The organism is Nitrospira sp. MA-1 (assembly GCA_032139905.1).
Lineage (GTDB): Bacteria > Nitrospirota > Nitrospiria > Nitrospirales > UBA8639 > Nitrospira_E.
This window is the reverse complement of sequence record JAQJDB010000005.1, coordinates 13,372-40,000: the sequence shown is the minus strand read 5'-3', so window position 1 is coordinate 40,000 and position 26,629 is coordinate 13,372. Positions and strand designations below refer to the sequence as shown.

Genomic DNA, 26,629 nt, shown 5'->3' with positions numbered 1-26,629 from the left:
GGGTTCATCCTTTTCCTCGGGCAACGCCGCAACTTGCCGAAACTCTCCATCGGTCAAGAGGTCCGAAAATTCCTGGTTTAACTGAATCATCTCCGCCTGCGTGAGCTGTTGATGAATTCGGATAACCATCATATCTCTCACCATCCGCAAAGAATGATACACCCGGAAAAATTGCTGAATTTCCTCAACCGCTTCCTCTGCCGAATACACGACTTTGAAGAGCGCTAAATCGGATCGATGAATAAACCCACGAGACAAGAGTTGTTGCTCCAAAAACTCCATCATTCGTTTCCAGTAATTACCACCAGGGGATTCGATACACACGACGGGAATCGGGTGGGTTTTCCCCGTTTGAATCAGCGTTAAAACTTCAAACGCCTCATCTAACGTCCCAAATCCTCCAGGGAAAAGGGCGACGGCATGGCTTTCCTTCACCAGCAACAATTTTCGCGTAAAAAAATACTTGAGATGCACAAGCTTTTTATCATCCGCAATCATCGCATTCGGGGCTTGCTCAAAAGGCAGCATTATATTCACCCCAAAACTATTCTCCCGACCAGCCCCCTCATTCCCGGCTAGCATAATCCCTGGCCCGCCACCAGTGATCACCATAAAGCCACGTTGACTGAGGAGTTTCCCAAATCGGGATGCCAGCTTATAGTTGGGATCATCCACTGGGGTCCTGGCTGAACCAAAAATACTGACTTTTTTCACCTCGCGATATTGCCGAAATACCCGGAAGGCGTAGCGGAGCTCTTTTAAAGCTCGATGAAGAATCTTGACATCTATGACATCCGTATCTAAATCACGTAGCCTAACCACACTTCCGAGCATTTCTTTTAATAAGGCCGTCCGCACATCATTGTCAGGTCCTGTCCAAAGAGATTTGATTTCGCGTACAATCTCCTCTTCCAACACATTTATTTTTGCGCAATGGTTCACATCAGATGGCATTTCCAAAAATGTATTTTTACGTAATGACATCCACTACCCTCCAAATTCATCAACGACAAAAACAAGTATGTACCAACTGGGCTTTTCCAGACGCTTCCCGTCAATGGTCGGTCGGCTGTATAAGAAGTAAAGGTGTAAGATTTAAAGGAACACCTAGACGTTTTCGGTAAAATAACCTCAGAACTCAAGCATCCGATTTCATTCGCACAGCTCATGACTCACTCCCCGCAAACCGTTTCCACACTATGGCGGTCCCTCCCTCAACCAATTATTGGATTGGCCCCCATGGATGGCGTCACTGATTCGGCCTTCCGCCATATCGTGGCAATACACGGGAAACCTGATGTGGTCTTTACGGAATTTACCAATGTCCATGACATCTGTTCCGGGAAACTTAAGGCCCTCGACAGCCTGCGATACTCGGAAGCGGAACGTCCCGTCATTGCCCAAATTTATGGGAAGGAACCTGCCTTATTTTACCAAGCGGCCCATGTGGTCTGTGAATTGGGGTTTGATGGGTTGGATATCAACATGGGCTGCCCTTCGAAAAATGTCGCTTCCTCGGGAAGTGGCGCCGGATTGATCCGCACGCCAAATCTGGCACTGGAACTGATAGAGATGGCCAGAAAAGGCGTCCAGGATTGGGCTGAAGGCCAGACCCTGACTCAAATCGGGCTGAAGGCCAAAGCCTTGGAAGCCATCGGCCAGCTTCAGAGCGAGCTACACCACTCCTCAATTCGCAAAACCATTCCGTTATCCGTCAAAACCCGCATTGGCTTCGACCGGAATATGATCGAAGAATGGAGCTCCTGTCTTATCCAGGGACGCCCGGAGGTCATCTCCATTCACGGCCGTACGCTATCACAAATGTACCGGGGGCAATCCGATTGGGAGGCGATCGCCCTCGCCGCAAGCCGAATCCAGCCGCACGGCATTCTTGTCATGGGTAATGGCGATATTCAGAGTCTGGGAGAATCTGCTGCCCGCATTCGGGAATCCCGCGTTAACGGCGTGTTGATTGGCCGTGGCTCACTCGGCAACCCATGGGTTTTTCAGGGGATTCCACAGATACGAGAGATGTTGCGGATCGGACAAGCTTGCATTCCACCACAGCATACTCCAACCCTGGAAGAAAAATTCAGGATCATGATCCAACATGCCTCCCTGTTTGAACGGGTCCATGGGCCAGAGCGTTTCGTACGCATGCGCAAACACTTAGGCTGGTATTGCTCCGGATTTCCCTATGCTGCGGCAATGCGCGCACAACTCGTTCGTACCCATTCCACAACAGATGTGATCAATTTGGTCAACCAGTATCAAGCCCGTGCCATAGACAACCAGAACATGGACATACCGGCCACCATCACCACCTCCTAAATGCCAGATCCTCACCTCATCCTGGCCTCCTCGTCGCCTCGTCGAAAAGAATTGCTGACCCTCTTGGGAATTCCCTTTGAAATCATTCCGCCCGAAATCAATGAAGAAGTCTTCGGCCAAGAAACACCCGCCAATCATGTCCGACGCCTGTCCTTTGAAAAAGCCCAATCCGTGGCGAGTCACTATCCGGACAGCCTTGCCATCGGCAGTGACACCGTCATTGAATTGGATGGCCAGATCCTTGGCAAACCGGCAGACCTCGAAGATGCCCACCATATGCTGACTCGCTTGCGCGGCCGATGCCATCTCGTCCATACCGGTTTGGTTTTGGTAGGCAAGGCTAAACAGATAGAGGAAACATGGGTAGAAACCGTCAAAGTCTGGGTCAAGGACTTTTCAGATACCGACTTGCAGGCATACCTGGCGACACAAGATAGCCTGGGGAAAGCCGGTGCCTATTCCATTCAAGGAAAAGGAGCACATCTTATCGAAAAAATTGACGGAGATTATCCCACGGTCGTGGGATTACCACTTGGGAAGCTAGCTCAACTTCTAGAGCATGCTGGAGTTGAACTTCCCGTGAAGGCAGAAGCCATTTACCGAACAAAGCCATACGCGAATTGGAAGGATTTTGCTTAATCTTTATGCTGGGTTTCGTCCCCGAGCAAGGGTGTCCTTTTGCCGAAACAAAAGGACCTCGTCGGCAGGAGCGAAACCCCGCACATTTTTGAAATGTAAGACAAGACTGGATTTCCACTTTCGTGGGAATAACAAAAAAGGCGACTCCTTTTCAGGAGCCGCCTTTGTGAAAACACAAATATCAATCGAGATTTACATAAATTTCATAAACTTTTCTTTGGCCTCTTCCATGATCTCTGCTGTAATTTCCGACTGTCCCCGCTCCTTGACCAGACGTTCGATTTCCCGCCGCGCCATGGGGCGAATAAAGTCGGGAATATTATCCAACCGCTGTTGCGCCTCCGGCGTCCACTTTATCCCCTCCGTAGAGGCATTCTTGGAATCGTCCATCACCTGAAGAGTCACGGTGGTAAAACCGCTCTTCCGGGCATAGGTCTCTACGCTGCTTTTGACCATCGGCTGCACAAACGATGGCAGTTTGGCCAGCTTCTCTTGGGCATCCGGCGACCAGATCAATTGCACTCCAGCCGGAGGGGCTGGGGTGCCTGTGGCGCCCGTTGAGCCCAGACCCATTTGGGCGACCATTGCCGAAAAGGGACATCCACCGCCTTCCGAAGTAGTACCTGGTGCTCCGGCACTAGCCGGGGCGGCAGAAGCGGCTGGGGTCGAGGGAGCCGCGGCCGGTTGGCCACCTTGAATTTTTTCGTTCAAATAGGCGGCCATCTGTCCCATGCCAGCCGAAACATTGTCCTCTAACCCGCCCCGAGTCATTTCTAACGGTTTGGGCGCTTCGGTTCTCCCGCCCAACTGAACACCTAAAGAGGAGACCATCTGGGTCTCGCCGGGATTGGTCACCATCGAAAACCGCGATTGGCAGGAAGGGCATTCAAAAAACACCCCCAATGAGCCTTCAGCAGGTTTTTCGACTTTTTCAAAAGTCATATAGGTTTCGCATTTGAGACAAACAAACTTCATATCGTTTCCCTTCTGAACGTCGGCGAAGGCCAACGATCGCTTCGAGACGTTACACTTTCCCGTCTAAAACATGTTGATAATCCAACAATGTATGAACCTTTTTGGCAATGTCCTGATATTTCGCCGCAGTGGGATTGCCTCCATCCAGAATCGGTTCCCCCTTATCAAAGGTGCGGGCAAAATTCCGATCAAAGGGAATGCGTCCTAAGAGAGGCAAACCCAAGGCCTCACACATGGAATCGGTATCCCCCTCAAACAAGGGACTTTCTTCCCCGCAGGAGGGACAGCGGTACTGGCTCATATTCTCGACCACCCCCAAAATCTCAATACCCAGCTCCTGGGCATAGGCAATGGATTTTTGGACGACATTCGAAGCCACCTCGGAAGGCGTCGTCACCACCACCGCCCCCGCTAAATCAGGAATGAGTCCGGCCAGGAGGGGTGGCTTATCGGCTGCCGCCCCTGGGGGCAGGTCGGCCAACAAATAGTCCAATTCTCCCCAGACCATGTCGGAGAGAAATTCCCGAATCACATTCATTTCGGTCATGCCCAACCAAACCGGGCTGAGGTCCATGGGACCTTTCCACCGCACCGGAGCGTTTTCTTGTAGGAGAAAATCCATCGACGCCACTTTAATATTTAACGGACCGGTCGGCGGCACCGCCCCTTCCGGGGTATCCAATAAGCCCTTCCCGCGCATGCCCAACATTTGCGGCACACAAGGCCCATTAATATCCACATCCAGTAATCCCACCCGTTGCCCCATTCGCGCGAAGGCCAACGCCAGATTCACGGTGGTCATACTTTTCCCTACCCCGCCTTTGCCGCTCATCACCACCACCTTGCGGCGAATCCCCTTCATTCGTGCCATGACCAGTTTGGTCTGGGCCGAAATCTGCGCCACCACCTTGGCATCGTCGGAATAATGAAGTTTATTCAAAATCGTTTTTAGGTCATTTTGTTGACTCATTGTCGGTACCTTACTGTGACAGGCAATAGGTAGAAACCAGCAACCACGGTACCACAGCATTTTTTCCAGCGTCAAACCAGCCAAAACCATTTCCATGAAAGTCAGAAGTCCTAAATTGTCCAGAAAGGGAGCTCATTTAGGTTGCAACGGGAAAAGGGGCAGGAAGAGCGAAAAAAAGCAAAATTAGATTTAAGAAAAATCTTGTAGAAGGGTCACGCCAAGAAATTGCAAACGTCTGAAATATTCACTCGTGGCTTCATTTAGGTCAGGGACGAGAGATTCCAGCTCAGTAAGACAATCACGTAAGATTTCAATCCGTGCTTCATCAAGATGATGCTCATCAAGGTAATAGGTCAAACATCCTCCAATGACTGTATCCAACGTCATGAGTTGCCCTTCATCACCCCCTAACCCGTCCGGCCAATCCATAGATTGATGAACCTGCCAGGTATCGTAAAGCTTTTCTCGATCAATATCTTTCATATGCCCTCAATATCATGATGCTTTTGGCATAGCCGCATCAGATTGCTCTTATCATTTCAACAACCTAGGGTCCTTTGCCCCAGCCCAACGCATCTAAGAGCAAGACAGAAAGGGTACATAACGCCAGGCCCCAGATGCGATAATCGATCAGCTCCCGCTCTAAGCACCATTTGACGATCCGTAATCGCCAACGATCCGATCCGGCATACAGGAAAATGCCCTTCGCAACCATACTCAAACCCACGACGATCCAAAGAAGTTGGTAGGGGATGCCTCTGGTTCCGAATAACAGAAGGATTCCCAATAGGGCTGCAACGCCGCCCCATTTTATAAACCCTGGTGCCACAACCAGCGACTGTCGCAAGGTGGCAATCATGCGTTCCGGGGCAATCAACAAGGCCATACCATCGGCCATCCACAACCCTGCAATAAAGAAAAGGAAAATGACGACCATGATTCAACCAAACAGATATAAAGCAATCTTCTCCGGCAAATGATGACTTGAAATTGCGCTTTAGAGATTTCAACAAGGCGCTCTAGCTCAATTACAAATATCGATGGTCGGTTACCTCCCCAGATGTGGCCAATTCATACCATAATGGTGCACCCGTCGGAATATTCAATTCAAGCACAGCTTCTTTTGATAATTGCTCCAATTGCATAACTAATGACCGCAAACTATTGCCATGGGCCACGATTAAGACCGTTTTATCTGCCAATAGAGCCGGCCGGATTCGATTTTCATAATAGGGAAGGACTCGTTCAGCGGTATCCTTCAGACTTTCACCACCAGGGGGAGGCACATCAAAGCTTCGCCGCCAAATTTTCACCTGTTGGTCGCCATATTTTTGTGCCGTTTCTGTTTTGTTGAGCCCCTGCAGCTCTCCATACATCCGCTCATTCAGCGCCTTGTTTTCCTCAATGGGAATCGTCGTCTGTCCAATTTCTTCCAGAACCAATCGGAGGGTTTCCTTGGCGCGCATCAACACCGAGGTAAATGCACAATCAAACTGAAAGGACTTAAGTTTCTTACCAGCATCGCGGGCTTCCTGTTCTCCTTTAGGAGTTAATGGGACATCGACCCAGCCCGTAAAACGGTTTTCCAAATTCCACTGAGATTCGCCATGACGAATTAACACCAACTGAGCCATCTAGTTTTCCTCCCTCGCTCCCTTTCGTGGTTGCCTCTTCAACATTGTTCAGTGACCTATTCTTGCTTGCATTGCTTGGCACCGAATCGTACCATGACCAGAAAATTTTTTCCCTGCTTTCGATACCATATGGTCTCTGACGAACATAAATTGGAACAATTCGCACGCTGGTGGACTGCATTGGCTGGCCGACATGGCGTCGCAGATCGAACAGAACAGTTTTTCCGACAAGGCCTTGGGCCGCAAAACGCCTTGGATCGAGCGGCTCAGGAAGGCGGTGATCTGGACTACATACTATTTACACTCATCCGGCATTGGATTCCCGCAGTCCTTCCCCCGGCAGGACAAGAACGAACGGCCAAAAATGATTCTGACTATTGGTTGGAGTCAGAACGTATCCTCAAGGCTGCAGTCGGTCGCCTCAGAGAACTCAAGCCCGTCATTGATATGCTCACAACACCGAGTCCGTTGGCCATGCCTGCGGACTCCCCTCGATCGGAAGTTGAGGTCGAATTGGCCAACATGTTAGAGGGTATTGCCGAATTGGTGGGAGAGTACGGAGGCCCCGATTATACCTCAATCATCAAAAATTTTGACCCGATTCCCCTTCGTCAAACACAACCATTTAAACACAACAAGAAACACAGTGCAGAATTATGGGTAGTCTTTTTATTACGGGAACATTTTCGAAATTTAGGTTTGGGAAAAGATCGAGCGTGGAAGCTCATCGCCCAGATTGTTGATGCCGGAGATATTTTTCAGTCAGACGATCAGCCCTCCTCACCCGAAGCCCTCAAATCCTGGTGGACAAAAAATTGGCCCAGAACCTACACCCTCTTGACTGAAAAAGGCAAACAGGGGGACGCCAAATCTACCGCCTACCAATCTGATTATGATTGGTTTCGAGCCTGGTTCAATTGGCAGACCGCCTCAAATCAATCCCAGGGCCATCCAGCCATCAAGAATCCCGATTCTCCCTCTTAAAAGAATTTTTGAACAGGACGTCCTTCCGTTCCACCAAGAGGATCCTCAACCGGAGGCCCTTGAACAAGGGTCGCCGCCAGTAAACCAAACATGAGCATATGCAGCACCACCCCCAACCAGAGGACATAAGGTTGTACTCCACCCTCCTCCTGAATCAGGTGAGCACGACCAGTATCATCACGACCGGGCATCGCCATAATTCTCTGTACCTTGTCTTTCACATGCCAATAGTACAAGTAATTCGCGCTGGCTCCTGCCAATATTCTTGACACAATTCCCACCATCACATCCCCAGTCATAAAAATGGCCAGAGCCGGGGCTATAGCGTATAACAACGCAAACAGGTACATCTTTCGATATAAAAACCAAAGAAACGAATCAAACAGGGCGGCGGGCCAGTTCCAACTTAACGCAAATCGTGGACCTTGAGGGGTTTCAATATTTTCAAATTTTTCTTTGTAGTACAAAAAAGCCGACCGCCACACCCACCCGGTCTTGACGGAAAATTGAATGGATTTACTTGGACCGATGAACGTTTCCCACAATTGGGATTGAGTTGGAGGTGTCCTGGCCCCGGGTTCTTCAGAATTGACCTCTGGGACAGTCTCTGAAGGTGGGGAACCAAGCGCTTTTCCGCACTGCAAACAAAAGTTCGCGGTATCTGGATTCTCCTGTGAACAGGAAGGGCAGAGGAGCATAGTGGTCGGTTATAGCATCCCAACTACACCCACACAAGTTCTGTCTGTCGGCAAAAGATCACTGGATAGCACCTGAATCCTGCTCCCCCACAATGGAGACTTCGCATTGAACGTTTCGACTCATTCTTACTTTTCGATCAAGCATGCCATACACCATGCGCTTGAGATCACCAAGGGGCATTTCTGTATAGTCGGGCTCATGTATGCTCCAGGATAGGCCACAGTTGTGGCATTGCGGTGGAACACCTGAATCCTGACCACGAACCCTCCCCACCAATCGCTTCAAACACCTCCGACAAAATGGTCCATGCACCATGGCTTGGACTTGGTCATCTTCTACACCTTCGTTCGACACCACTCCTGCATGGAACCAAATCGAATCGCTGAGGGTAAAGCGAAGGCCTTTCCACATGATCGACCTGGAACGGGGGACAGGTCCGTCCATGGCAAAGAGTGAGGCATCAATGGGCTCGAGGCAATCAATAGGGGGGTCCACTTTTTGAAAACATTCTTGAAAATGCTGGTCGATTTTTTCGCCCGTTGTCTCTGGAATCTTCCTATTATGGTCCCGTTGCTCAAGACGATAAAATCTTTCTTGAATGTCCTTCAGCTCTCTAACGCCTACCACCCCTAAGCCAGATCGAATACGATCAGGAAGTTCCTTCAGAATCTGCAGAAATGACCCATGCGCTTTCCACAACACCCACAGTTGATAGCCCAATAGCGCCACCACCGTCCATAAAACAAAAATGGTCAATTCCATCTCACATCACCACATGTCTAATTTTTGTGATATCCGCCAATAAAATTTTTTGGAACATCCTTCGATCATTTTTCATGTCCAAAGCCAGGAGTATTTGTATACCATATTGATGCTTCCATGGTCCCTCCAGACCCGCTTTTTGGACTAGACCCTTGTTATCAATTTCGCTAAGGTTTCATTGTGATCTACATCCCATTGATCCCTGTCAATTCATTTTTCATTTTCTGTTGTCTTTTCAAGGCATCTCTTTATGGCATCAATTGAAGACCGTCCCTTGCAGCCTCCTCCCAACGAAGTTGAAAATGACCGAGCCCTTCTTCTCCACACCCATCAGAATTGGAGACGCTCCCAGCAGGCTGGAATCAAAAAAGACAAACGATCTGAACACGAACAGTCTGCCCGCACAGCTCCGCCAAGTTCCCTGGATTTTTTTCAGATTGACCTTCGCGAGGCCGACTTCCGCCACCAGGATCTTCGGAATGCCAATTTTCAAGAAGCCTACCTCCCTGGGGCAAATTTTGAGGGGGCGAACCTGCGTGGCGCAAATTTTCAAGGCGCGAATCTGCGAAGTGTCCGTTTCAGAGGTGCCCAATTAGCCTGGGCGAATTTTTCACAAGCCGATCTTATATGGGCGGATTTCCAGCATGCGAACCTTCAAGGAACCGAGTTCCAGCATGCGACACTTCGCGGCGCCACATTCGTCCGTGCTCAAATTCGGGATGGAAACTTTTTTTGCTCGGACTGTGCTTGGGCAGATTTTCAGGACACTGACCTGTATGGGAGCGATTTCCAGCAGGCCAATCTTAATGGAACGACCTTCCTCAATGCCCAGACAGCGGGAGTCAATTTCAAAAGTAGTCTGGGTCATTACGAATCTTTAACGACTGACTCTTCCCCACCTTCCGGTGATTCGCTTTTTCCTTAATGGCCTTTCCTAGATTGTCCCAATCTGAATTCAACCACCATTCTGGTTCAACATAGCACGTTCACCAAAAGGATCTGGCTATTCTAGGGCTGGACCGGATGGTTGAAAAAAATTACGCAAGACCACATTTCGTTGGGGTTCACGCAATTTAGCTAACGCCCGTTCCTCAATTTGTCGAATCCGCTCTCGGGTCACAGAAAATTCAATGCCGATCTCTTCAAGAGTGGCATCCTCAAGCTCTCCAATTCCGAAGCGTCGCCGAATAATATGTGCCTCCCGAGGGGTTAATGTCCCTAATAAGGTAGTCACTTTTTCCTGTAGATCCATCCGTTCCGCAGAATAACATGGAGAAACTGCGGCATGGTCCTGCAAGAGATCAGAAAGAGGCGACCCGTCTTCATCGCCCATAGGAGTCTCCAGCGACAGAGTCCCTTTTGTCGCTTCCAACATGGTGGACAGTTTATCCAGAGGAATATCCACAGCGCCGCTGAGCTCCTCTAATTTCGGTTCACGCCCCAATTGTACCGCTAAACGTTCCAACGTTCGTCGCACTCGAGTAAGCACATCACACACGTGTACCGGAATCCGCACTGTCCTTGATTGATCGGCTAATGCCCGGGTTACCGCCTGTCGAATCCACCACGTCGCATAGGTGCTGAACTTATAGCCTCGCTGATACTCAAAACGATCTACCGCACGCATCAGGCCAATATTGCCTTCCTGTATGAGGTCCAGCAAATCGAGACCTCTATTCACATATCGTTTTGCCACACTAACAACCAGACGTAAGTTTGCCTCCAACATCGCCTCCTTGGCGAAATGCAGACGGATCTTGGCTTGGTCTAATTGCCCAACCCGTGCGAGAAATTCGGAAAAGCCCATGCGCAAAACTTCTTGCTCCAAATATACGAGGTGTTCCCCTGCTTCCCGGGCCAAGCGATGGGAACTTGAGGTGGCCTCAATAACCGTGTTCCTGACAGAGAAAGATTCCCGGCTCATCCCTTTTGTTGCCTCGGCACTATTATTAATCTCTCGGGAGGATATTCCTAACCGTTTCAACAACTCTGCAAGTTGACGTTCGATTGCGCGTATGCGGCATTCCACCTGTTTCGTGAACGCAGGATGCCAATTCACTCCTTCAAGACTTTGCCATAATTTTTTTCTTGCTTGCACAGAGGTCGAAGCGCCAGGCATAGCTGTGGAGTCATTGTCCTTCGTCATCATGAATTCAACGCAGTGACAAAGATGACTCAGTTGCTGAATGACCCGTTGACGAAATTCTTCATCTTCTAGCTGCTCGGCTTGGATGTCTGGAATGTCACATTCTTCCTCCGACTCGGCCTCTACATACTCCTCTTTCTCCTTTTGAACAATGTGTTTAGCCACGATTTCGCCATTCATCAACCGCATACGCTGCTCTTGAAGATAGCTCAACGTCATAGGAAGGGAGTAAAGAATATCCAGCATGCTTCGCCGGGCTTCCTCAATTTTCTTACACAGACGAACTTCACCAGCACGGTCTAGTAATGACACTTGCCCAATTTCCTTTAGGTATAGGGGAAGTTGCTTGTCACTTATTCCTGACGACCTATCCACATCAGGGGAGCCACCGCCGGACAAGACAGGGTGACGGTCCTGTTTTTTCCCCCGTTTAATGGAACCATTCCAGGAAGCCTTCTGTTCCGACACCGATGGGCTCATAGCTCATCTCCCTTCTATTGAACGTTCTCAGGTCATCTGACCTTCTGGTTAAGAGGCATTGATGCCCCGTGAACCGCATGGGTCACTTACGACAAACCAGCAAAGGGAGTGCCACTAAAAAAGCTTTTTCACATGCAGCACTTTGATATTCGTTAATACTGCCTCCTCTCCAATACTGAGGACGATCTTCCCTCTAAAGAGAAAAGCCTCATTGAAAACGTCGATGCACTTTACGACCTCTGAGGAACATCATGAAAAAGAATGGCAGAATCTAAGTTTTCCAAGGTTTTCTCTGTAATGTTTTGTTAAGGAATCTGACAAAACTTTCAGCAGTCTTTTTCATGCCTTTACCAAAACAGACGAGAAAGGGCTGAATCCTATCACTAGTCACAGGTCTTTCGAGAAGTGGGGACGAGGAGAGAGATTGTTGGCTTGGGTAAGGGATTTTGTTACAGTCCGCTCGGTTTATCCCTGAAATAATTGAAGTTATTCTGTATTACTGTTTTATTTTAAAGTTCTAATCACTGGATGAAGTGGACTGGTTCCACCTACATCTTCAAAAAGAAGCTTTTGGCATGAGAGGAGAAACGATGCGATTGTCCATCTGGGTGATACTATGCCTTACCGTAGGACTTAGTGGATGTGCAGGAAATGCCAAATCCACCAAGACCCAGGGTGGCATGGAATCAGAGCCGACTATTCAAATGGTTGAATTTGAGGACGGACTCGACTCGGAGGGGGAGGAGAAAGAAACTGAATTTTTTGATCCCTTTGATGAATCCGATCAAGCCCAGGGCAAGGACTATGACCCTCTAGAACCTGTTAATTCCGCCGTCTTTGAATTTAATTACCGACTGGACAAATATGTGGTGAAGCCGGCTGCCAAAGTTTATAATTTCTTTATCCCTCCCGACGTTCAGCAAAGCTTCTCTAACGTGTTTCAAAATATTCGATTTGTGCCGAGACTTTTCAACAACCTTTTCCAGGCAAAGTTTCAGGGAGCCGGCATTGAGCTGAGCCGGTTCCTCATCAATTCCACCCTTGGGGTGGGAGGGTTGTTTGATCCGGCGAAAATCATGTTTGATTTGGATACCCCCCAAGAGGACATGGGGCAAACCTTAGGATCCTATGGAGTGGGGCCGGGACCCTTCCTCATGATTCCATTTCTGGGACCCTTCACATTACGGGATGGGATTGGTTTTATCGGCGACTCCTTCCTTGACCCTTTTAATTGGCTGGTCCTTCCCTTTATTGAAATCGCTGATGCCCCAAGGTTGGTCCAACACGATCCGACCGTCACATTTTCACGGCTTGGAATGGTTGCTGGCGAAACCGTGAATCTCCGGGCACTCACACTTGAAAAATTTCAAGGCGTTGAGGAAGGCACGCTCGATTTATATGGAGCCGTCCGGAATGCATATCTCCAGCAACGAAGGAAGGCCATTCAGGAATAGCCCTAAAGCCCCTCATCCTGGACTCCGCCCCAACCACAACTCTAAGAGTATAGAGCCTCTTGAAATTTCATTTTCCCGCTGCCTCCTTTTCATAGCACCAACAACTGTTCTCGAAGACAGGAAAGGAAAGAAACGGGTATCATACCTGAAAAATGGAAGGGTTTTTCAGGATTCAATTTTCAATTATGCCCAAACCAGCAGAAAACTCAACCACTGACTTCCACCCATCTCCCAATTGGGCCATTCTTGCTAACTCCCCCAATATTTGTCATTGTTGTGGATGGGATACGGACGGCAGAGCCCATCCTCGTCCCCCTTATTGTATCGATTTTTCTTGCCATTATTATGGCATCACCACTGGCGATGTTTGGTGTCGTCCTGAGAGTTTTTGGGCTCGGGGTTGTGTTTCTGTCTTTAGTGTTTTGGAGGTAGGTGTGAGGACCGGTTGGAATGTTTCTTTCCTTTCCCAAGACCATGGTGGTGAAAATTGCCAATCTCATGAGACTCAACTGCATGCTTCTCCTTCTGAGTCACACCAGGTAGGTGCGGTTTCACTCCATTCCTAACTCAAATATGGCGAGCATGCCCGGTGTTTCCTATTTTCCTTGGCTCGACCAAACACCATGCAATTAGCGATTTTTCACTCAATAGAAAACATCACTTCCTACACCCACACAACAGTCAAATCAGTCATGATCGTAGGTCAACTCCGTCCTTGCATAGTTACCACATCCTAAGAATGTCACCGATTCAGATTCCAAAATAGCTCCAGTCATGAATTCGAGAGCCGCATCAAAGATTTTATTAATCCAGGCGCTGGAACAATCAGACCCGCAGGCACGTTACATCTCACATTCCACCAGACAACGGGCCACCCAACAAGCAAAAGCACGCTCGTCTCACCAGCCAAACCCATCTACTGAAAGCTCAATACAATTTCTCATAAATCGGGCTGAATCCCTCTGGAATTTTCTCTCCACTTCTTACCCCATCATCACGGAGTCATTTCGAGGTGTTCAGGTCACGATTCCATTCATTTTCGTGGCGATACCGGCCTTAGCTGCAGGCCTTCTCATCAATGGACTCGGAACATCTCAACAAGTCAATCTCCTAAATTTTCCACTCTTGTTTCTACTCTTGTGGAACATTAGTACCTATGCGGGTACCATTCTGTCGCCGCTTCTGGGAAGAGACCTAACCGGGCCACTTCTCCGGCACCTGTCCAAAGGATTGGCCACCACAAACAAATGGTTGGGGAAAGGACCATGGCCAAAGATTGCTTTACCTGAAGGTGCCGGCAGAGAGTGGATCCTTCAGTCTACTGAACGGTTTATGAACCTATGGTGGAAATACTGTCATCCCATTATTATTAGTCGCGTTCGTTATCTGCTGCATATTGGATCAGCGTGTCTGGCGCTAGGCATTATCCTCAGCATGTACGTTCGTGGACTAGTTCTAGATTATCAAGCCACCTGGGAAAGCACCTTCTTATCAGCGACACAGGTGCATACGGTCTTACACCTACTCTTGGGGCCTGCAGCCTGGCTTCTGGGTTTTCCCTTTCCATCAACTATAGACCTTGCGGATCTTCAAGCTCCCAGCCATGGCTCTGCTGCTCCGTGGATGCATATGTGGGCACTGACGGCCTTTGTGGGAATCGTCATACCCCGGGTAATGCTGGCCTGGCTATCCGCACGTTTTGCACATAAAGCCGCCGAATCCATCACGCTCAATCTCAATGATCCATACTATTTGCAATTGCTGAGTACTGAACGCGGACAAGGCATCCAAATTGATATTCTGCCGTATAGTTATCAACCCACCCCGGCCACTTTGGATTTCTTGGGACAATGCCTCCTGGACCTCCTTGGCAATCAGGCGACTTTGCATTGGAGAGACCCGCTTCCTTATGGACAGACAAGTGTTCCCTGGTTGCAGACAAACTCCTCACCCCAAACGATGGTTCTCGTTTGTAATCTGGCGCAAACCCCGGAAGCGGAGGTGCACGGTGAACTATTCCATATGCTTCAAACCTCAATCGAACCCTGTAACGGACAACATCACTTACTCCTTGCTCTGGACCAGGAACCCTATCGCCACTTGGCTGATCAGGCACAAATGACAGGACGGCAACAAACCTGGCAACGACTCGCCAACGACCACCACCTGCAAATCGTGATGTTCGATGCAAAGAACACCCTCCGCGACCAGCTTCTTGAGAAAGCACAAGCTGCTCTTTGGCCCCCAAAAGGTGAGATGACATGACGGCGCCTTCCTCCATCACTCTTTCACTCATTTCCCACACGAATATCGGGAAGACCACCTTGGCACGCACTCTGTTGCGTCGCGACATCGGACAGGTGCTCGATCAGGCCCATGTCACACTTCAAAATGAACACTTTGTGTTGCTGGAGACTTCTGATGGCTCACGGCTCAACCTGTGGGATACCCCAGGTTTTGGAAATAGCCACAAGCTCTTGGGCCGACTTCAAGGACTCACCAACCCGATTGGGTGGATGGTGTCTCACGTCTGGGACCGTATAGCAGACAAACCGTTTTGGTGCAGTCAGCAAGCGATCCGAAACGTCAGGGATGAAGCTGACGTCGTGTTATACCTCGTCAATGCTGCAGAGGACCCGTCCATGGCGGGCTATCTTCAGCCTGAACTGGATCTTCTCACGTGGCTCGATAAGCCCGTCATTGTGTTAGTGAATCAAACCGGCCTGATCGATCCACAAGAACAGCGACAATTGGAATCCCTTTGGAGGCAACATTGGGTCAATCATCGCGTCATTAAAGACGTGATGAGCTTGGACGCCTTTACGCGTTGCTGGGTTCAAGAAGGTGTTTTATGGGATCACGTCACTCAGGCCTTGCCCTCGGAAAAACATCACACGATGAAAAAATTAGAAAAGGCCTGGTATGCCACCCACCGGCAGATCTTTGATGCATCTATGACCCGTCTCGCTCAACTCTTGATCGAGACCGCCTTGGATGGAGAACGCCTTTCCCAAGAGCCGACGGGGCTCACAAAAAAGCCGCAAATCAAAAATGCCATTCACGCCCTGGACCAACGATTAGCCCAACGTATCTCAGCCGTCACGGCAGACCTGATCGAGTTACATGGGTTAACCGGCAATGTCCCACACACACTCAAGTCCAGGATTGAAGATGTGACCGTGCCGGGTGAAAGAAAACCATGGGAAGAAGAAACGTTCTGGGGAGCACTAGCCAGCGGAGCCGCCGCCGGATTGGCCTCAGACTTAGCCACCGGAGGACTCTCTCATGGCGCCTTTACCATTGGTGGAGCCATCCTTGGAGCATTAGCCGAACGGACCTATGCCAAAAGTCAGGAAACAGAAGATTCCAATCGAATATCCTGGGTTCCTGCCTTTCTCGACCGGCAAACACGCGATGCGTTGCTACGCTATTTAGCGGTGACCCATTGCGGGAGGGGAAGGGGTGACTACACTGACCCAAGAGAGTTTCCCCTCTTTTGGCAACGCGCCACGGAAAAAGCTCTTGAACAACGAAAGGACGATCTTCACGAACTCTGGAAACTGACCCAATCTCCACAACCCTTAACCGGAATTACCGATCGCATCCAGACTAACCTCGCTCCTCTACTCTCAGGGATGAGCCAAGAAATTCTAGGCCATTTTTACCCGGAAGCCAAAGGCTGGTTAAAACAACAAGCTCGCTAATCTGCACTCATTCCACGATCGAGTTGGGAAAACCTAAGCCCAATCTCAAATGGGGGAGTTTCCAGTTCCAAACTTAAAATCACCTTGGTAGAGTGGACTCCCGTGAATCCAGATTAAATCGAGCGAGACTATCAAAAAGGTCTTCGGCGCATACGAGAGGCCAAAGACACCCAGGCCGCGTCGCTGGACCTGTCCTGCCTCATCTGGGATCGACTCCCGCCGGAGCTCTTCGAGCTGACCTGGCTGGAAGAGCTAGCCCTGCAACAGAGTGTCGAATCTTGGAAGGGTCCAAAGGGAACCATTCCTCTTCTTCCGCAGGAATTTGCCCAGCTTCCAGGGTTGCGCCACGGAATATTAGTAAGGTAGGCGTTCAAAACCTGGCACCCCTGACCGCCATGGAACAGTTGACTACCCTCCACTGCAGCAACAATCGGCTCACCGACCTCGCACTGCTTGCACCACTGAGTCTGGACGGAAAGGATTTTGTGGCGCTTGCGGTGTTAGAGCAAGCCCGGCAAAACGGGAAAGCCGCAGGTGATTTCCCGTGCACAAGACATTGTGGAGGGGCAACCCTATCATGGGTTTCTCCAGTTACCGGAGCTTGATATGGATCAGAAAGTCTTTCCCGACCCGTCCCGCCCGACTCGGCGCGTGCGGGTCTTCATTTCCTATCCCCACAAGAATCAAGATCCCTATTTGGAACGGATGAAAGTGTGTTTGAAAATTTTAAAACGAAGTTTTTCCCCTCGAGTTCGGGCACGACCGGCAATTGTATCCCGGCGAGCCTTGGGAGGCGAAAATCCTCCAACAATTAGAACAGGCCGATCTGGTCTGTTTGTTGATTGGTCCGGATTTCATCGCCTCGGATTATTGTTTCTCCAAGGAAATGGAAAAGGCGCCTTTCAGGGGAAAAATCCTTCCGGTGAGAACCGCAGGATGAAATTCCGGTTAGCTTTATTCGGAGCCAAAATATGGTCGGCGTTGGCGTCAGAATTTTGTATGAAGAATTTCTTTTTATCCATCGACATTTCGAAGCATAACCCAAGGCCATCCCGATACTAGACAGTGGTTAGAGACAGACTTCATTTCTGAAGAAAATGTATCCGGCTCCACATCAACTCCGGTTCACACTTCAGGGTGGGTTTGGGAGATTACCGCCGCCGTCTGCTGTTGAACGCCATGGTTGTGGGTTCGGTCGCATGCACAAACATGGCCATTCGACGGGGACTCAAATACACTAGGGCATTCAAGGGTACATCCTTGACATGGAGAGCTTGCTTGATTTCCAACTCAGGCTCTTGCGCCAAATTGACCAACATTCCATCACTTCGGCAAATCCAAGGCGCATACAACAACACTGTCGGTCTTGTGGGGTGATGAATATTGATCCGAGCCACGACCCCGAGAAATCCGTCCGTTAATTCTACCAGGCTCCCTGGCGGATAGACCCCAATGGCCTGCACCAGGGCTTGCACCACCTCCGGACAGAATCTGGACAATTCTTCCTTCATGACGACGTGGCGAAAGAGACGGGACAGGGCCGCATGGGGAGTGAGACTCGTTTGCAGATCAGGGGCATTGCAGAGTTCATCATAATGATCTGCCACCATGACAATTTTGGTCGGCAACGAGAGGCCACTTGCCCTCATGCCTTTGGGAAACCCCGAACCATCCAGTCGTTCATGATGGTGACCAATCATTTCCAATACTGCCGGACTGGTATCCGGGAAGGCCGCCATGAGCTGTCGCCCTACCTCCGTATGACGTTTCCCCAACTCCGGATCCGATTCGATTTTCATGCCCCCCGCACTAAATCGTACGTTCATAGGTAACGCGCGATAACCCACATCGTGGAAGAGGGCTCCACGCCCGAGATCAAGCAATCCTTCGGCTTCCAAACCCAATTGACGGCCAATGAGGAGGGACAAGGTGCACACGTTAAGGGCATGTTCGGACAGGCCCCACGTGGCACCGTTACTACCGACAACATCAATTAAAGACATGGCCGTGTGGGGATGTTGTATGGCGGTGACAATACTGGTGATCATCGCATCCGCGGTTTTACGTCCAGACGGTCGGCGATCACTCAGTTGCCGAAACAATTCGTTGCCTTGCCCGAGGGTTTTTTGATACGCCCCTTCGACCTTGCGCAAATGATCCTGAAATTCATAGTAATCCTCTCGCCGATCCAGGATTGTCGATAAAGAAGATTCTTTAATAAGTGGTCCGCTGTCTGCAGGAGGATCCAATTCTGATTCAAAAATGGCCGCCGTATCTTCCTCCCTGCTTGCACTCTCCTCGAAATTCAAGGGCCGCCGGTTTTGATCTGATTCCTCCTCAGCCTCTAACAAGGCGGACCGGTCGGGATCCTGGAGAATGACGACATTTTTGAGGGCTTGAATGGTGGCCAGATCATCAAAGGATTTGATTTGAAAGGTGTTCGTGGGAAAAGGATGGCTGAACCAGGACCCTTCCAGTTTGACAAACGTCCCGACGCAAAGATCCCGGGTATCTTCAACTTTAAAGAACGGCATAGAACAATCCCTTTTTCAACAATAAATCAAAATAACCTGTTAGGGAGTGGCCGCAAAACACCAGGCGTCTAAATAGAAATCTCCTGACTTTTTCGGATTTTTTTGCTTTTTTGTTAAGCTTTTGTACTTGCCTCCTGGGTATTAAATCTTCGCTCTTCCTGCTGAGTAATCTTCATCACACCAACCTGCCGCTTTTTTAGAGTCGGTTTCCGCTACCCAAGTCTTGTCTTGGAACCATGCCCCCTTTCGGGTAGACTTGCTTTTGCATCTTTTCTTGGCATCCCTTTTAGGAGACTCAAATGATGCAGGCTCCTCTCATCGATCCCACTCACCTTCCAGATACGATTCCTGAGGCGTTTTTCGCACTCTCGGCAATCGCCGCCGATCATGTCGTCCTGCAAATAAAAGAAGGAGAAGACTATCGACAACAAACCTACGGGGAAGTGTCGAAGCTTGTTCGGGGACTGGCGAGCGGTCTTCATGAGCATGGACTTCGTCCGGGGCATCGCGTCGCCATTGTGGCTGAAAATTGTCCGGAATGGGTGATCGCTCACCTCAGCATTCTCACCGTCGGTGCCACAGCCGTTCCCCTGGATATTCAGATGCCACAGGAGCAACTTCTGTCCTTCCTCACCACGTCCAACAGTCGGTTTGTCTTCATGAGCTCAAAAACTGTAGACCTGATCCGAGAACTTCCAGCCACGATCACCGTCGTGAACATGGATTCCCTTACAGAATCTCACCACCTGTCCATGAAGGACCTCATGGACCAAGGACAGGAAAAACCCTCCGTTGACCTGCGGGTGAATCCGGACGACGTGGCTTCGTTACTTTATACCTCTGGCACAACCAAAAAACCTAAAGGCGTGTTACTCACTCACCGGAATTTCATGGCCAATGCCAAAGACATTATTGGAAAAGATTTAGCGGGGCCGGAAGATAACTTCCTAGTGATGCTCCCGCTGCACCATGCCTATCCCTTCATGATCGCCTGCCTCGTTCCCATATTACTGGGTGCAAGAATGACCTTCCTATCATCACTCAAGGGGCCGGATCTGGTGCAATGTATTCATGAGACCGGGATCACGATCGCCGTAGGGGTCCCACAAATTTTTACCATGATTCGTCGATCGATTTTTGAAGAACTCGACCGACGTCCGGGATTGGTCCGTTGGATCATCAGGCTTTTACTCAGCCTGTCGGATTTTGTGAGAACCCATACCAGATGGAATCCCGGACGACGGTTTTTTGCTCCTGTTCACCGGCGGTTTGGGCCCTCGCTTCACCTTTTATGCAGCGGCGGAGCCAAACTCGACCCACAAATCTCAAAGGATTTAGGCAGTCTGGGATTTACGGTTCGTGAAGGGTACGGGCTCACGGAAACAGCGCCCGTGGTTGCCTTTAGTTCCTTGTCTCGCCTGAAACCGGGCTCCGTCGGCCCACCACTCGCCAGCGTCGAGGTGCGAATCGATCAGCCGAACGAATCCGGAATTGGCGAAGTGGTGGTACGAGGACCCAATGTGATGAAGGGCTATGACCAAGCGCCGGCTGAAACGGCCGAGGCTATCCGTGATGGCTGGTTTCATACCGGAGATCTAGGCTATCTGGACTCAGACGGATACCTGTTTCTCACCGGACGAATCAAGGAATTGATCGTCACACCTGGAGGGAAAAACATTCTTCCCGAAGAATTGGAAGAAACCTACAAACAGAATCCTGCAATCACCGAACTCTGCATCCTTGGACTCCCCCGTGCTGGTGGGGAAGGCGAACATCTTCATGCCGTGGTCGTACCAAATTTTGATTATTTACGAGAACACAAAATCCATGACTCCGCCACCTACATCAAAGATGCACTCAATAGTGTCGCCGCAACCCTTCCCCCATACAAACGGATTAGTGGTGTGACCTTCATCAAAGATCCCCTCCCCCGTACACGTTTAGGGAAAATCCAACGGCATCTTGTTCTTGCCATGACTCAAACAAAACAAACTGCCGTTGAACACGCACCGGAGCAGGAACCTGAGACGGACCAGGAGATTCGCGAAACAACCATAGGCCAAGCGGTTATTCAAACGCTTAACAGGCTGATTTTGGCAGACCGCGTCCTACGATTGGACGATCACCTGGATCTGGACTTGGGATTCGACTCGTTGAAACGCGTCGAATTTCAAGCCGCCCTCGAAAGCCGGTTGGGACCGGTCCCGGAAACGTTCATGGGAGAAGTTGTTACGGTGCGTGATGTGATTACCAAGCTCATGGTTCTCCAGCAAATTCCCGCCGCACCGACAGAAACCACCTCCTCCTGGCATCAGATCTTCGAAACCCCACTCCCTCCAGCCCTGACAAACACAGTCCTCGCTCCGCTTTCCAGAGGGAATAAAATCATCGGACAAATAGGAATGGCTATCGTAGGGAGCTTCTCCCGCATAGTCTTTCCATTGACTGTCAAAGGCCTCACACATCTACCCAAAGAGGGACCTTTTATCCTGGCGGCCAACCATCTGAGTTTTATTGATCCCTTTATTATTTTGGGGACTGTGCCACCATCCACCTTTTCACAACTTTACACTCTTGGCTGGGAACCCTTTTTTCGATCACCGTTTCGTCGATGGGTCGCACGCGTGGGTCATGTGATTCCCGTGGGGCCGGAGACGCCCATGGTGACAGTTCTCAAGGCCTCAGTCACTCTTCTTCGGAAGGGAAAAAGTCTCCTTATTTTTCCGGAAGGAGAGCGAAGCCTTGATGGACGACTCCTACCCTTTAAAAAAGGTCTCGGGGTTCTTGCCTGTGAATTACACATCCCCATTATCCCGGTCAAAATTGATGGAAGTTTTGAGGTCTGGCCCCCAGATGCTAAGACCCCTAAGCGTCATCCCATCACTCTCACCTTTGGGCAAAGCCTATGCATTACACCATCCATGGTTGAAACATGGACAACCAGAGGGGAAGACCCTCACCTTCGCGCAACAACACAAATCCGGGATGCCGTGGCATCTCTTTAACAATAGAGGGGAATCATTCAACCTGGTCTTGCCCGAACATGACTTCTGCCTCCAAACATCAGGCAACAGAAAGAGACAACCACGCAACACATGAGCCAGAGTAAAAGGGCAGCACCTGTCCTTAATCACTCAAGTAAAGAGAGACACTTGAGATTTTTCCTCCTCAACTTTGATGTGCGACCGGCCAGGGAGAGCGCGGGTTTCGTAGCCGAAACAACATGCTTCTACTTGAGAAGCGAAGGAAGCTCGAAATAACCTCCATCCAGAGCAGACGGCTTTTTATCTGAAAGAGGCTTGGCCAATAGCCCGTGCAACCGGGAAATGGGAAGAGTCCAATCAGCCTTTAAATCCGCAGATTCCTGGTACAGGAGGCGCGCTTTCTGTAGCTCTCCCTTCCGTTCTTCAAACAGCCCGAGATGATATGCAACCCGCCATCGAGGGGCCCCGAGTTGTTCGGCCACCGCCAATTGAGTCCTGGCTTCTTCAAGTCGCCCGGAAAGAAACAGGGTGGCCGCATACACCTCCCGGAGCTGAGCATGGTCAGGAGACAGCTCCATGCGCTGTTTCAGGAAGGTAAGGGCGAACGGAAGATTCCCTTCTTCCAGAGCAATCCGTGCCCGTAACACCGCGGCGTCCGGATGCACTTTGACCATATCCAAAATGGATGTGAGCCGTTCCCCGGCTTTCCCCAAGTCCCTGTCCTCATAGGCCAGAACAGCCGTCGTCATCAAAGAAGGAATGTGGTTTGGACAAACAAACGCAATTCTTTCAATTTCACCGCGCAGCGCACGGCAACGATCCATTCCGCGAGCATCGCGGTCGCATCCGCCAGAGGTCGATCGGGCTTCCTCCAGCAAGTCCCACGCTTCGGCCAGTTGAAGATCGGGTAACGTGCAGGCCGTTTCGTATTGATTTCGAAGATAAGGGGCATCGGCGCACGCCGAACAGACAAGCAGACCAACTATCAACCCAGAGGCAGCCCACAACTTCACGTCGACTCCTCTGCTGTGTAGGGACTCACAGGCCAGACCATTACCGAATCCCTCCCGTCATCCCGCTCACAAGGTTCACCAGTTGATGTAACGAGGGACCGAGCGTGGACACGAATATTCCCGGGAGAAAGCAAAGAATGAGCGGAACCACCAATTTGACGGGAAGGGCTTGAGCAAGCATCAAAGCCTGCTCTCGGCGACGGTTCCGGAGATCGTCGGCCTGACGGCGAAGCATCGTGGCAATACTTGCCCCTACTTGTTCGCTTTGAATCAATGCGGAAATCAGGAACGAGACGGAAGTCACTTCCAAACGGTAGGCCAGCCGTCGAAGACCCTGCAATCTGGACACACCCAGCTGCAGTTCTCGATGGTAGGTACGAAACTCCTGCGACAAAGGCCTGGTGCGAAACTGGGCCCCGAGTATTTTATCCAGGGCCGCATCAAAACTCAGTCCCCCTTCTGTCAGCGTGGCCAGCAATTCCAGCATCAAAGGAAGGTCATGGTCGACATCCGTGACCCGTTGGCGACGGGACGCACGAACCACCAGCAATGGAATGCTGGCTAACAGGGAAAGCACGATCCAGGGGCCCGCATAGGCCACGGAAATAAAAGCCTCCCCGATTCCTCCCGGAATACCCTGCAGTGGCACCACCATCACATCAACCACTCCAGACCGGTTCATGATATATGCACTCGCGATTCCCAGAGCTAGCGCTCCTCCGGTAAGTCCCATAAAGACCACGGGCGCCAATCGCCCTCGAAACCCCGACAAAAACAACCACCGGCGCAGCCACCACTCGGAGCGTGCCCGTCCAAGTTCCAGAACAGAACGTTCCGACTCCAGAGTGTCGCGAACCCGCTCAACACTCCGGTGACGACTTGCCCAAGAAACCATTCCGAACAACAGCAGAAGAAGCGCGACAAACATACCCGCCCAGGGCGTCAACATGACTGATGCCACAATCGCGACAATAATCAGGCCGAAATACCACATTCGATCCATGACGACCTCACCTAAAATTTGACCTGACTGATCCGGTTAATCCACACGATGCCCAACGCTTGCAATCCGATAGCCGCTCCCGCCAGCAAGGATCCGATGTCACTATTGAAAAAATTCTCTAACGGGCGGGGATTCGCCCTCCACATGATGAACGTCAACACATAGGATATGGCCAACACCCCGATCACCGAGGCTTTAGCCTCTACGGCTTGGGTCCGAATACGCCGGGAGAGTTCAATCCGGTCCCGAATCGTTCTTCCCACAACGGACAAGGTGGGGGCCAAACTCCCTCCTGTCCACCACTGGGCCGAAAGCGTCAGCGAAAACAGTTGAAAGGTTTCCAACGGAACCCGCTCTCCCAATTCTCGAACTGCAGTTGCGGGGTTTTCTCCCAGACGGATTTTTCGCACAAGGTTATCCAAATACGGCCGTAGAGGCGCGACAGACTCCTGTCGAGCAGTATCCAGCGCCTTGGGGAGTGATAACCCCGCCTGTAAGGCTCCCACCATTAGATCGATCGAATCGGCCAATTGGGTTTCAATGCGGCTCAAGCGCTTGCCGGCAATAATAGACTCCAGTAAAAATCCTAACACTCCAAGCATCAGCCCTGCGGCTCCGGCAAACGGGGGAGAGAACTCCACGAAATAAAATAAACCAACACTCGCTCCCACTCCTAGACACGCGGGAATGATACGATAACGGGGAGGGAATACGCGCCGGACCGACCGACCGGTCTGATGGGATTCCCGCCCTGCCCCATCCTGCGCAAGCCTGGCCTGAGTGGCCACCCGAAAAGAGAAGTTTCTCCACCACCAAACGCACAGCCCGACAATCAGACCAATCGCCATCAACCCCGCAAATTCACGAAAACCCATGGAGATCTCTTCCTCCGGTAAACAGGGACAGGGGAATGTCGATATGCTGTTCACGCAATTCTTCAACCACTCTTGGAACGATACCGGTCGGCACAAATTCTCCGGCCACACGCTTTCCCCGAAACCCGCGCCGCCGGAACTGAAAGATGTCCTGCATGAGAGGGGTCAGGCCCTCCATGCCGGTCATTTCCGCAATCGTTTCGATCCGGCGCACGCCGTCTTCATACCGCCGGACCTGAATAATAAGATGAAGGGCAGAAACCATTTGCTCTCGAATGGCGCGGGAAGGCAATTCCGTGCCCGCAAAAAGCACCATGGTTTCCAACCGCGACAACGCATCACGGGGGGAATTGGCGTGAACCGTGCTCATGCTGCCTTCATGACCGGTATTCATAGCTTGCAACATATCCAGGGATTCCGGCCCACGAACTTCCCCGACGATGATCCGGTCCGGCCGCATCCGTAAGGCATTCACCACCAGATCCCTAGCCAAAATCCGCCCTTTGCCCTCGATATTCGGCTGCCGGGTTTCCATCCGGACCACATGTTCCTGATCCAGGTGTAATTCCGCGGTATCTTCAATCGTAATGATGCGCTCGTGAAAGGGAATAGCCTCCGACAACGCCCCCAACAGGGTGGATTTCCCGGCCCCCGTTCCACCTGAAATCAGAAGATTTTTCTTGCCGCGAACCACCAGCTCCAGAAACGTCGCCATATCCGGCGACAGCGTTCCCAGTCCCAGGAGATCATTCCGCCGTAGCCGACGGACGCCAAACCGCCGAATGGAGAGGGTCGGCCCGTCGATCGTCGCCGGAGGCAGGGTGGCATTAACCCGCGTGCCATCCGCCAGGCGTAGATCCACCATTGGAGAGGCCGTATCCACCCTCCGGCCCATTTGCGCCGCAATCCGCTCGATCACCCGAATCACATGATCGTCGTCCAGAAACTGAACGTCAGTTTTTTCCAACCGGCCATACCGCTCCACATAGACTGACTGGTGGCCGTTGACAAGAATATCCGTCACAGCCGGATCGGCCAACAGCGGAGTCAAGGGCCCCAAACCAATGGCTTCCTCGGTCAATTCTTCGGCCAGCCGTCCCTGCTCCGCCTGATTCAAGGGAATGTGCTCCGATTCTAAAATCCGCGCGGTAAACTCCTTCACTACGGCCGATACATCCTCATGATTGAGTCCAGCGGCCAAATGTTCTCCGATTTCATTCAGGAGTCGCTCCTGAAGGGCGCTTTTAATCGACAGATAATCGGCATGCTTGACTCGCGCCAATGGATCATCCAGCAATGCTTCGTCTTTGACCACGTTCATCGCCGGACGTTTCAGCGCAGCCTTGAGCCTCGAGGCCGTATCCGCACTTAATGATTTTCCAAACGGAACGGGCGGCCGGCTCTCTGATGACGAAGGTAATGGAAAATCCTGTTCGCTCATG

Annotated in this window: 25 protein-coding genes (1 of these 25 cut by a window edge); 10 read left to right on the top strand and 15 right to left on the bottom strand. The window is 50.8% G+C overall.

From position 1 onward, the window contains the following. Positions 1-984, bottom strand: partial view of a TIGR00730 family Rossman fold protein gene (locus PJI16_04760; protein MDT3776872.1) — the 5' portion only. Its footprint begins 105 nt before the window's first position; 984 of the gene's 1,089 nt are visible here — the first part of the coding sequence; the start codon lies at positions 982-984; the stop codon falls past the left edge of the window. Positions 985-1,239: 255 nt separating this feature from the next. Between PJI16_04760 and PJI16_04755 the strand changes: the two genes are divergently transcribed. Together PJI16_04755 and PJI16_04750 are read left to right on the top strand one after the other, a co-directional pair. Then, positions 1,240-2,331: a tRNA-dihydrouridine synthase gene (locus tag PJI16_04755; protein MDT3776871.1), complete on the top strand. Its 1,092-nt coding sequence runs from the start codon at positions 1,240-1,242 to the stop codon at positions 2,329-2,331. Next, entirely contained in the window at positions 2,332-2,970 is a 639-nt protein-coding gene (locus PJI16_04750; GenBank protein MDT3776870.1) for a Maf family protein, read from the top strand. 192 nt (positions 2,971-3,162) lie between these two features. Here the strand turns inward: PJI16_04750 and PJI16_04745 are convergent, their stop codons facing one another. From PJI16_04745 to PJI16_04725, 5 genes are all read right to left on the bottom strand, one after another. Beyond that, on the bottom strand, positions 3,163-3,945 hold the full coding sequence (locus PJI16_04745; protein MDT3776869.1) for a PCP reductase family protein: 783 nt from the start codon (positions 3,943-3,945) through the stop codon (positions 3,163-3,165). Positions 3,946-3,994: 49 nt separating this feature from the next. Further along, positions 3,995-4,915 carry an Mrp/NBP35 family ATP-binding protein gene (locus tag PJI16_04740; GenBank protein ID MDT3776868.1) on the bottom strand — a complete coding sequence of 307 codons (921 nt, stop codon included), beginning with the start codon at positions 4,913-4,915 and terminating at the stop codon, positions 3,995-3,997. Between the two features lie 189 nt (positions 4,916-5,104). After that, complete coding sequence (locus PJI16_04735; protein MDT3776867.1) at positions 5,105-5,398, bottom strand: hypothetical protein; 294 nt, start codon at positions 5,396-5,398, stop codon at positions 5,105-5,107. 64 nt (positions 5,399-5,462) lie between these two features. Then, positions 5,463-5,852: a hypothetical protein gene (locus PJI16_04730; GenBank protein MDT3776866.1), complete on the bottom strand. Its 390-nt coding sequence runs from the start codon at positions 5,850-5,852 to the stop codon at positions 5,463-5,465. 91 nt (positions 5,853-5,943) lie between these two features. Beyond that, the gene (locus tag PJI16_04725; protein ID MDT3776865.1) at positions 5,944-6,549 is read right to left on the bottom strand and encodes a 2,3-bisphosphoglycerate-dependent phosphoglycerate mutase; all 606 of its coding nucleotides are present in this window, start codon (positions 6,547-6,549) and stop codon (positions 5,944-5,946) included. 129 nt (positions 6,550-6,678) lie between these two features. Between PJI16_04725 and PJI16_04720 the strand changes: the two genes are divergently transcribed. Beyond that, entirely contained in the window at positions 6,679-7,533 is an 855-nt protein-coding gene (locus PJI16_04720; GenBank protein MDT3776864.1) for a hypothetical protein, read from the top strand. Here PJI16_04720 and PJI16_04715 read toward each other — a convergent pair. Both PJI16_04715 and PJI16_04710 read right to left on the bottom strand, forming a co-directional pair. Then, positions 7,530-8,231, bottom strand: coding sequence for a DUF2628 domain-containing protein (locus PJI16_04715; protein MDT3776863.1), 702 nt, complete (start codon positions 8,229-8,231; stop codon positions 7,530-7,532). The genes PJI16_04720 and PJI16_04715 overlap by 4 nt on opposite strands. Positions 8,232-8,289: 58 nt before the next feature. Beyond that, positions 8,290-8,994, bottom strand: a complete 705-nt coding sequence (locus tag PJI16_04710; GenBank protein ID MDT3776862.1) for a hypothetical protein — start codon at positions 8,992-8,994, stop codon at positions 8,290-8,292. Positions 8,995-9,244: 250 nt separating this feature from the next. On the opposite strand from PJI16_04710, the gene PJI16_04705 reads away from it, so the two are divergent. Then, on the top strand, positions 9,245-9,919 hold the full coding sequence (locus PJI16_04705) for a pentapeptide repeat-containing protein (protein MDT3776861.1): 675 nt from the start codon (positions 9,245-9,247) through the stop codon (positions 9,917-9,919). 78 nt (positions 9,920-9,997) lie between these two features. Here PJI16_04705 and PJI16_04700 read toward each other — a convergent pair whose 3' ends face one another. Beyond that, positions 9,998-11,620 carry a sigma-70 family RNA polymerase sigma factor gene (locus PJI16_04700; GenBank protein MDT3776860.1) on the bottom strand — a complete coding sequence of 541 codons (1,623 nt, stop codon included), beginning with the start codon at positions 11,618-11,620 and terminating at the stop codon, positions 9,998-10,000. A 590-nt stretch (positions 11,621-12,210) separates the two neighbouring features. Between PJI16_04700 and PJI16_04695 the strand changes: the two genes are divergently transcribed. Then, positions 12,211-13,074: a VacJ family lipoprotein gene (locus PJI16_04695; protein ID MDT3776859.1), complete on the top strand. Its 864-nt coding sequence runs from the start codon at positions 12,211-12,213 to the stop codon at positions 13,072-13,074. Between the two features lie 206 nt (positions 13,075-13,280). On the opposite strand, the gene PJI16_04690 is transcribed toward PJI16_04695, so the two are convergent. Next, positions 13,281-13,589, bottom strand: coding sequence for a hypothetical protein (locus PJI16_04690; protein MDT3776858.1), 309 nt, complete (start codon positions 13,587-13,589; stop codon positions 13,281-13,283). Between the two features lie 259 nt (positions 13,590-13,848). On the opposite strand from PJI16_04690, the gene PJI16_04685 reads away from it, so the two are divergent. The 4 genes from PJI16_04685 (at position 13,849) to PJI16_04670 (ending at position 17,840) form a co-directional block, all read left to right on the top strand. After that, a complete protein-coding gene (locus tag PJI16_04685) occupies positions 13,849-15,339 on the top strand; it encodes a DUF2868 domain-containing protein (GenBank protein MDT3776857.1) in 1,491 nt (496 codons plus the stop codon). Next, positions 15,336-16,778: a DUF3482 domain-containing protein gene (locus PJI16_04680; protein ID MDT3776856.1), complete on the top strand. Its 1,443-nt coding sequence runs from the start codon at positions 15,336-15,338 to the stop codon at positions 16,776-16,778. The genes PJI16_04685 and PJI16_04680 overlap by 4 nt, the downstream gene beginning before the upstream one ends. 395 nt (positions 16,779-17,173) lie before the next feature. Continuing rightward, a complete protein-coding gene (locus PJI16_04675) occupies positions 17,174-17,383 on the top strand; it encodes a leucine-rich repeat domain-containing protein (protein MDT3776855.1) in 210 nt (69 codons plus the stop codon). Position 17,384: 1 nt separating this feature from the next. Then, the gene (locus tag PJI16_04670) at positions 17,385-17,840 is read left to right on the top strand and encodes a hypothetical protein (GenBank protein ID MDT3776854.1); all 456 of its coding nucleotides are present in this window, start codon (positions 17,385-17,387) and stop codon (positions 17,838-17,840) included. A gap of 89 nt (positions 17,841-17,929) precedes the next feature. Here PJI16_04670 and PJI16_04665 read toward each other — a convergent pair whose 3' ends face one another. Next, positions 17,930-19,312 carry a DUF3391 domain-containing protein gene (locus PJI16_04665; GenBank protein ID MDT3776853.1) on the bottom strand — a complete coding sequence of 461 codons (1,383 nt, stop codon included), beginning with the start codon at positions 19,310-19,312 and terminating at the stop codon, positions 17,930-17,932. A gap of 299 nt (positions 19,313-19,611) precedes the next feature. Here PJI16_04665 and PJI16_04660 point away from each other — a divergent pair, with 299 nt between their 5' ends. After that, a complete protein-coding gene (locus PJI16_04660) occupies positions 19,612-22,317 on the top strand; it encodes an AMP-binding protein (protein MDT3776852.1) in 2,706 nt (901 codons plus the stop codon). A gap of 224 nt (positions 22,318-22,541) precedes the next feature. Here PJI16_04660 and PJI16_04655 read toward each other — a convergent pair whose 3' ends face one another. From PJI16_04655 to PJI16_04640, 4 genes are read right to left on the bottom strand one after another with little or no spacing between them, the layout of a single operon-like run. Continuing rightward, complete coding sequence (locus PJI16_04655) at positions 22,542-23,309, bottom strand: hypothetical protein (protein ID MDT3776851.1); 768 nt, start codon at positions 23,307-23,309, stop codon at positions 22,542-22,544. Positions 23,310-23,349: 40 nt separating this feature from the next. After that, positions 23,350-24,312 (bottom strand): type II secretion system F family protein, encoded by a 963-nt coding sequence (locus PJI16_04650; protein MDT3776850.1) that lies wholly within the window; start codon positions 24,310-24,312, stop codon positions 23,350-23,352. A gap of 11 nt (positions 24,313-24,323) precedes the next feature. Then, positions 24,324-25,187, bottom strand: a complete 864-nt coding sequence (locus PJI16_04645) for a type II secretion system F family protein (GenBank protein ID MDT3776849.1) — start codon at positions 25,185-25,187, stop codon at positions 24,324-24,326. Further along, positions 25,174-26,628, bottom strand: coding sequence for a CpaF family protein (locus PJI16_04640; protein ID MDT3776848.1), 1,455 nt, complete (start codon positions 26,626-26,628; stop codon positions 25,174-25,176). The genes PJI16_04645 and PJI16_04640 overlap by 14 nt, the downstream gene beginning before the upstream one ends. Between the last annotated feature and the right edge of the window lies 1 nt (position 26,629).

Coding starts and splice junctions, on each gene's coding strand:
- PJI16_04755 (MDT3776871.1), top strand. CDS start 1,240: ATGGATGGCGTCACTGATTCGGCCTTCCGCCATATCGTGGCAATACAC.
- PJI16_04750 (MDT3776870.1), top strand. CDS start 2,332: ATGCCAGATCCTCACCTCATCCTGGCCTCCTCGTCGCCTCGTCGAAAA.
- PJI16_04745 (MDT3776869.1), bottom strand. CDS start 3,945: ATGAAGTTTGTTTGTCTCAAATGCGAAACCTATATGACTTTTGAAAAA.
- PJI16_04740 (MDT3776868.1), bottom strand. CDS start 4,915: ATGAGTCAACAAAATGACCTAAAAACGATTTTGAATAAACTTCATTAT.
- PJI16_04735 (MDT3776867.1), bottom strand. CDS start 5,398: ATGAAAGATATTGATCGAGAAAAGCTTTACGATACCTGGCAGGTTCAT.
- PJI16_04730 (MDT3776866.1), bottom strand. CDS start 5,852: ATGGTCGTCATTTTCCTTTTCTTTATTGCAGGGTTGTGGATGGCCGAT.
- PJI16_04725 (MDT3776865.1), bottom strand. CDS start 6,549: ATGGCTCAGTTGGTGTTAATTCGTCATGGCGAATCTCAGTGGAATTTG.
- PJI16_04720 (MDT3776864.1), top strand. CDS start 6,679: ATGGTCTCTGACGAACATAAATTGGAACAATTCGCACGCTGGTGGACT.
- PJI16_04715 (MDT3776863.1), bottom strand. CDS start 8,231: ATGCTCCTCTGCCCTTCCTGTTCACAGGAGAATCCAGATACCGCGAAC.
- PJI16_04710 (MDT3776862.1), bottom strand. CDS start 8,994: ATGGAATTGACCATTTTTGTTTTATGGACGGTGGTGGCGCTATTGGGC.
- PJI16_04705 (MDT3776861.1), top strand. CDS start 9,245: ATGGCATCAATTGAAGACCGTCCCTTGCAGCCTCCTCCCAACGAAGTT.
- PJI16_04700 (MDT3776860.1), bottom strand. CDS start 11,620: ATGAGCCCATCGGTGTCGGAACAGAAGGCTTCCTGGAATGGTTCCATT.
- PJI16_04695 (MDT3776859.1), top strand. CDS start 12,211: ATGCGATTGTCCATCTGGGTGATACTATGCCTTACCGTAGGACTTAGT.
- PJI16_04690 (MDT3776858.1), bottom strand. CDS start 13,589: ATGCAGTTGAGTCTCATGAGATTGGCAATTTTCACCACCATGGTCTTG.
- PJI16_04685 (MDT3776857.1), top strand. CDS start 13,849: ATGAATTCGAGAGCCGCATCAAAGATTTTATTAATCCAGGCGCTGGAA.
- PJI16_04680 (MDT3776856.1), top strand. CDS start 15,336: ATGACGGCGCCTTCCTCCATCACTCTTTCACTCATTTCCCACACGAAT.
- PJI16_04675 (MDT3776855.1), top strand. CDS start 17,174: ATGGAACAGTTGACTACCCTCCACTGCAGCAACAATCGGCTCACCGAC.
- PJI16_04670 (MDT3776854.1), top strand. CDS start 17,385: ATGGATCAGAAAGTCTTTCCCGACCCGTCCCGCCCGACTCGGCGCGTG.
- PJI16_04665 (MDT3776853.1), bottom strand. CDS start 19,312: ATGCCGTTCTTTAAAGTTGAAGATACCCGGGATCTTTGCGTCGGGACG.
- PJI16_04660 (MDT3776852.1), top strand. CDS start 19,612: ATGATGCAGGCTCCTCTCATCGATCCCACTCACCTTCCAGATACGATT.
- PJI16_04650 (MDT3776850.1), bottom strand. CDS start 24,312: ATGGATCGAATGTGGTATTTCGGCCTGATTATTGTCGCGATTGTGGCA.
- PJI16_04645 (MDT3776849.1), bottom strand. CDS start 25,187: ATGGGTTTTCGTGAATTTGCGGGGTTGATGGCGATTGGTCTGATTGTC.
- PJI16_04640 (MDT3776848.1), bottom strand. CDS start 26,628: ATGAGCGAACAGGATTTTCCATTACCTTCGTCATCAGAGAGCCGGCCG.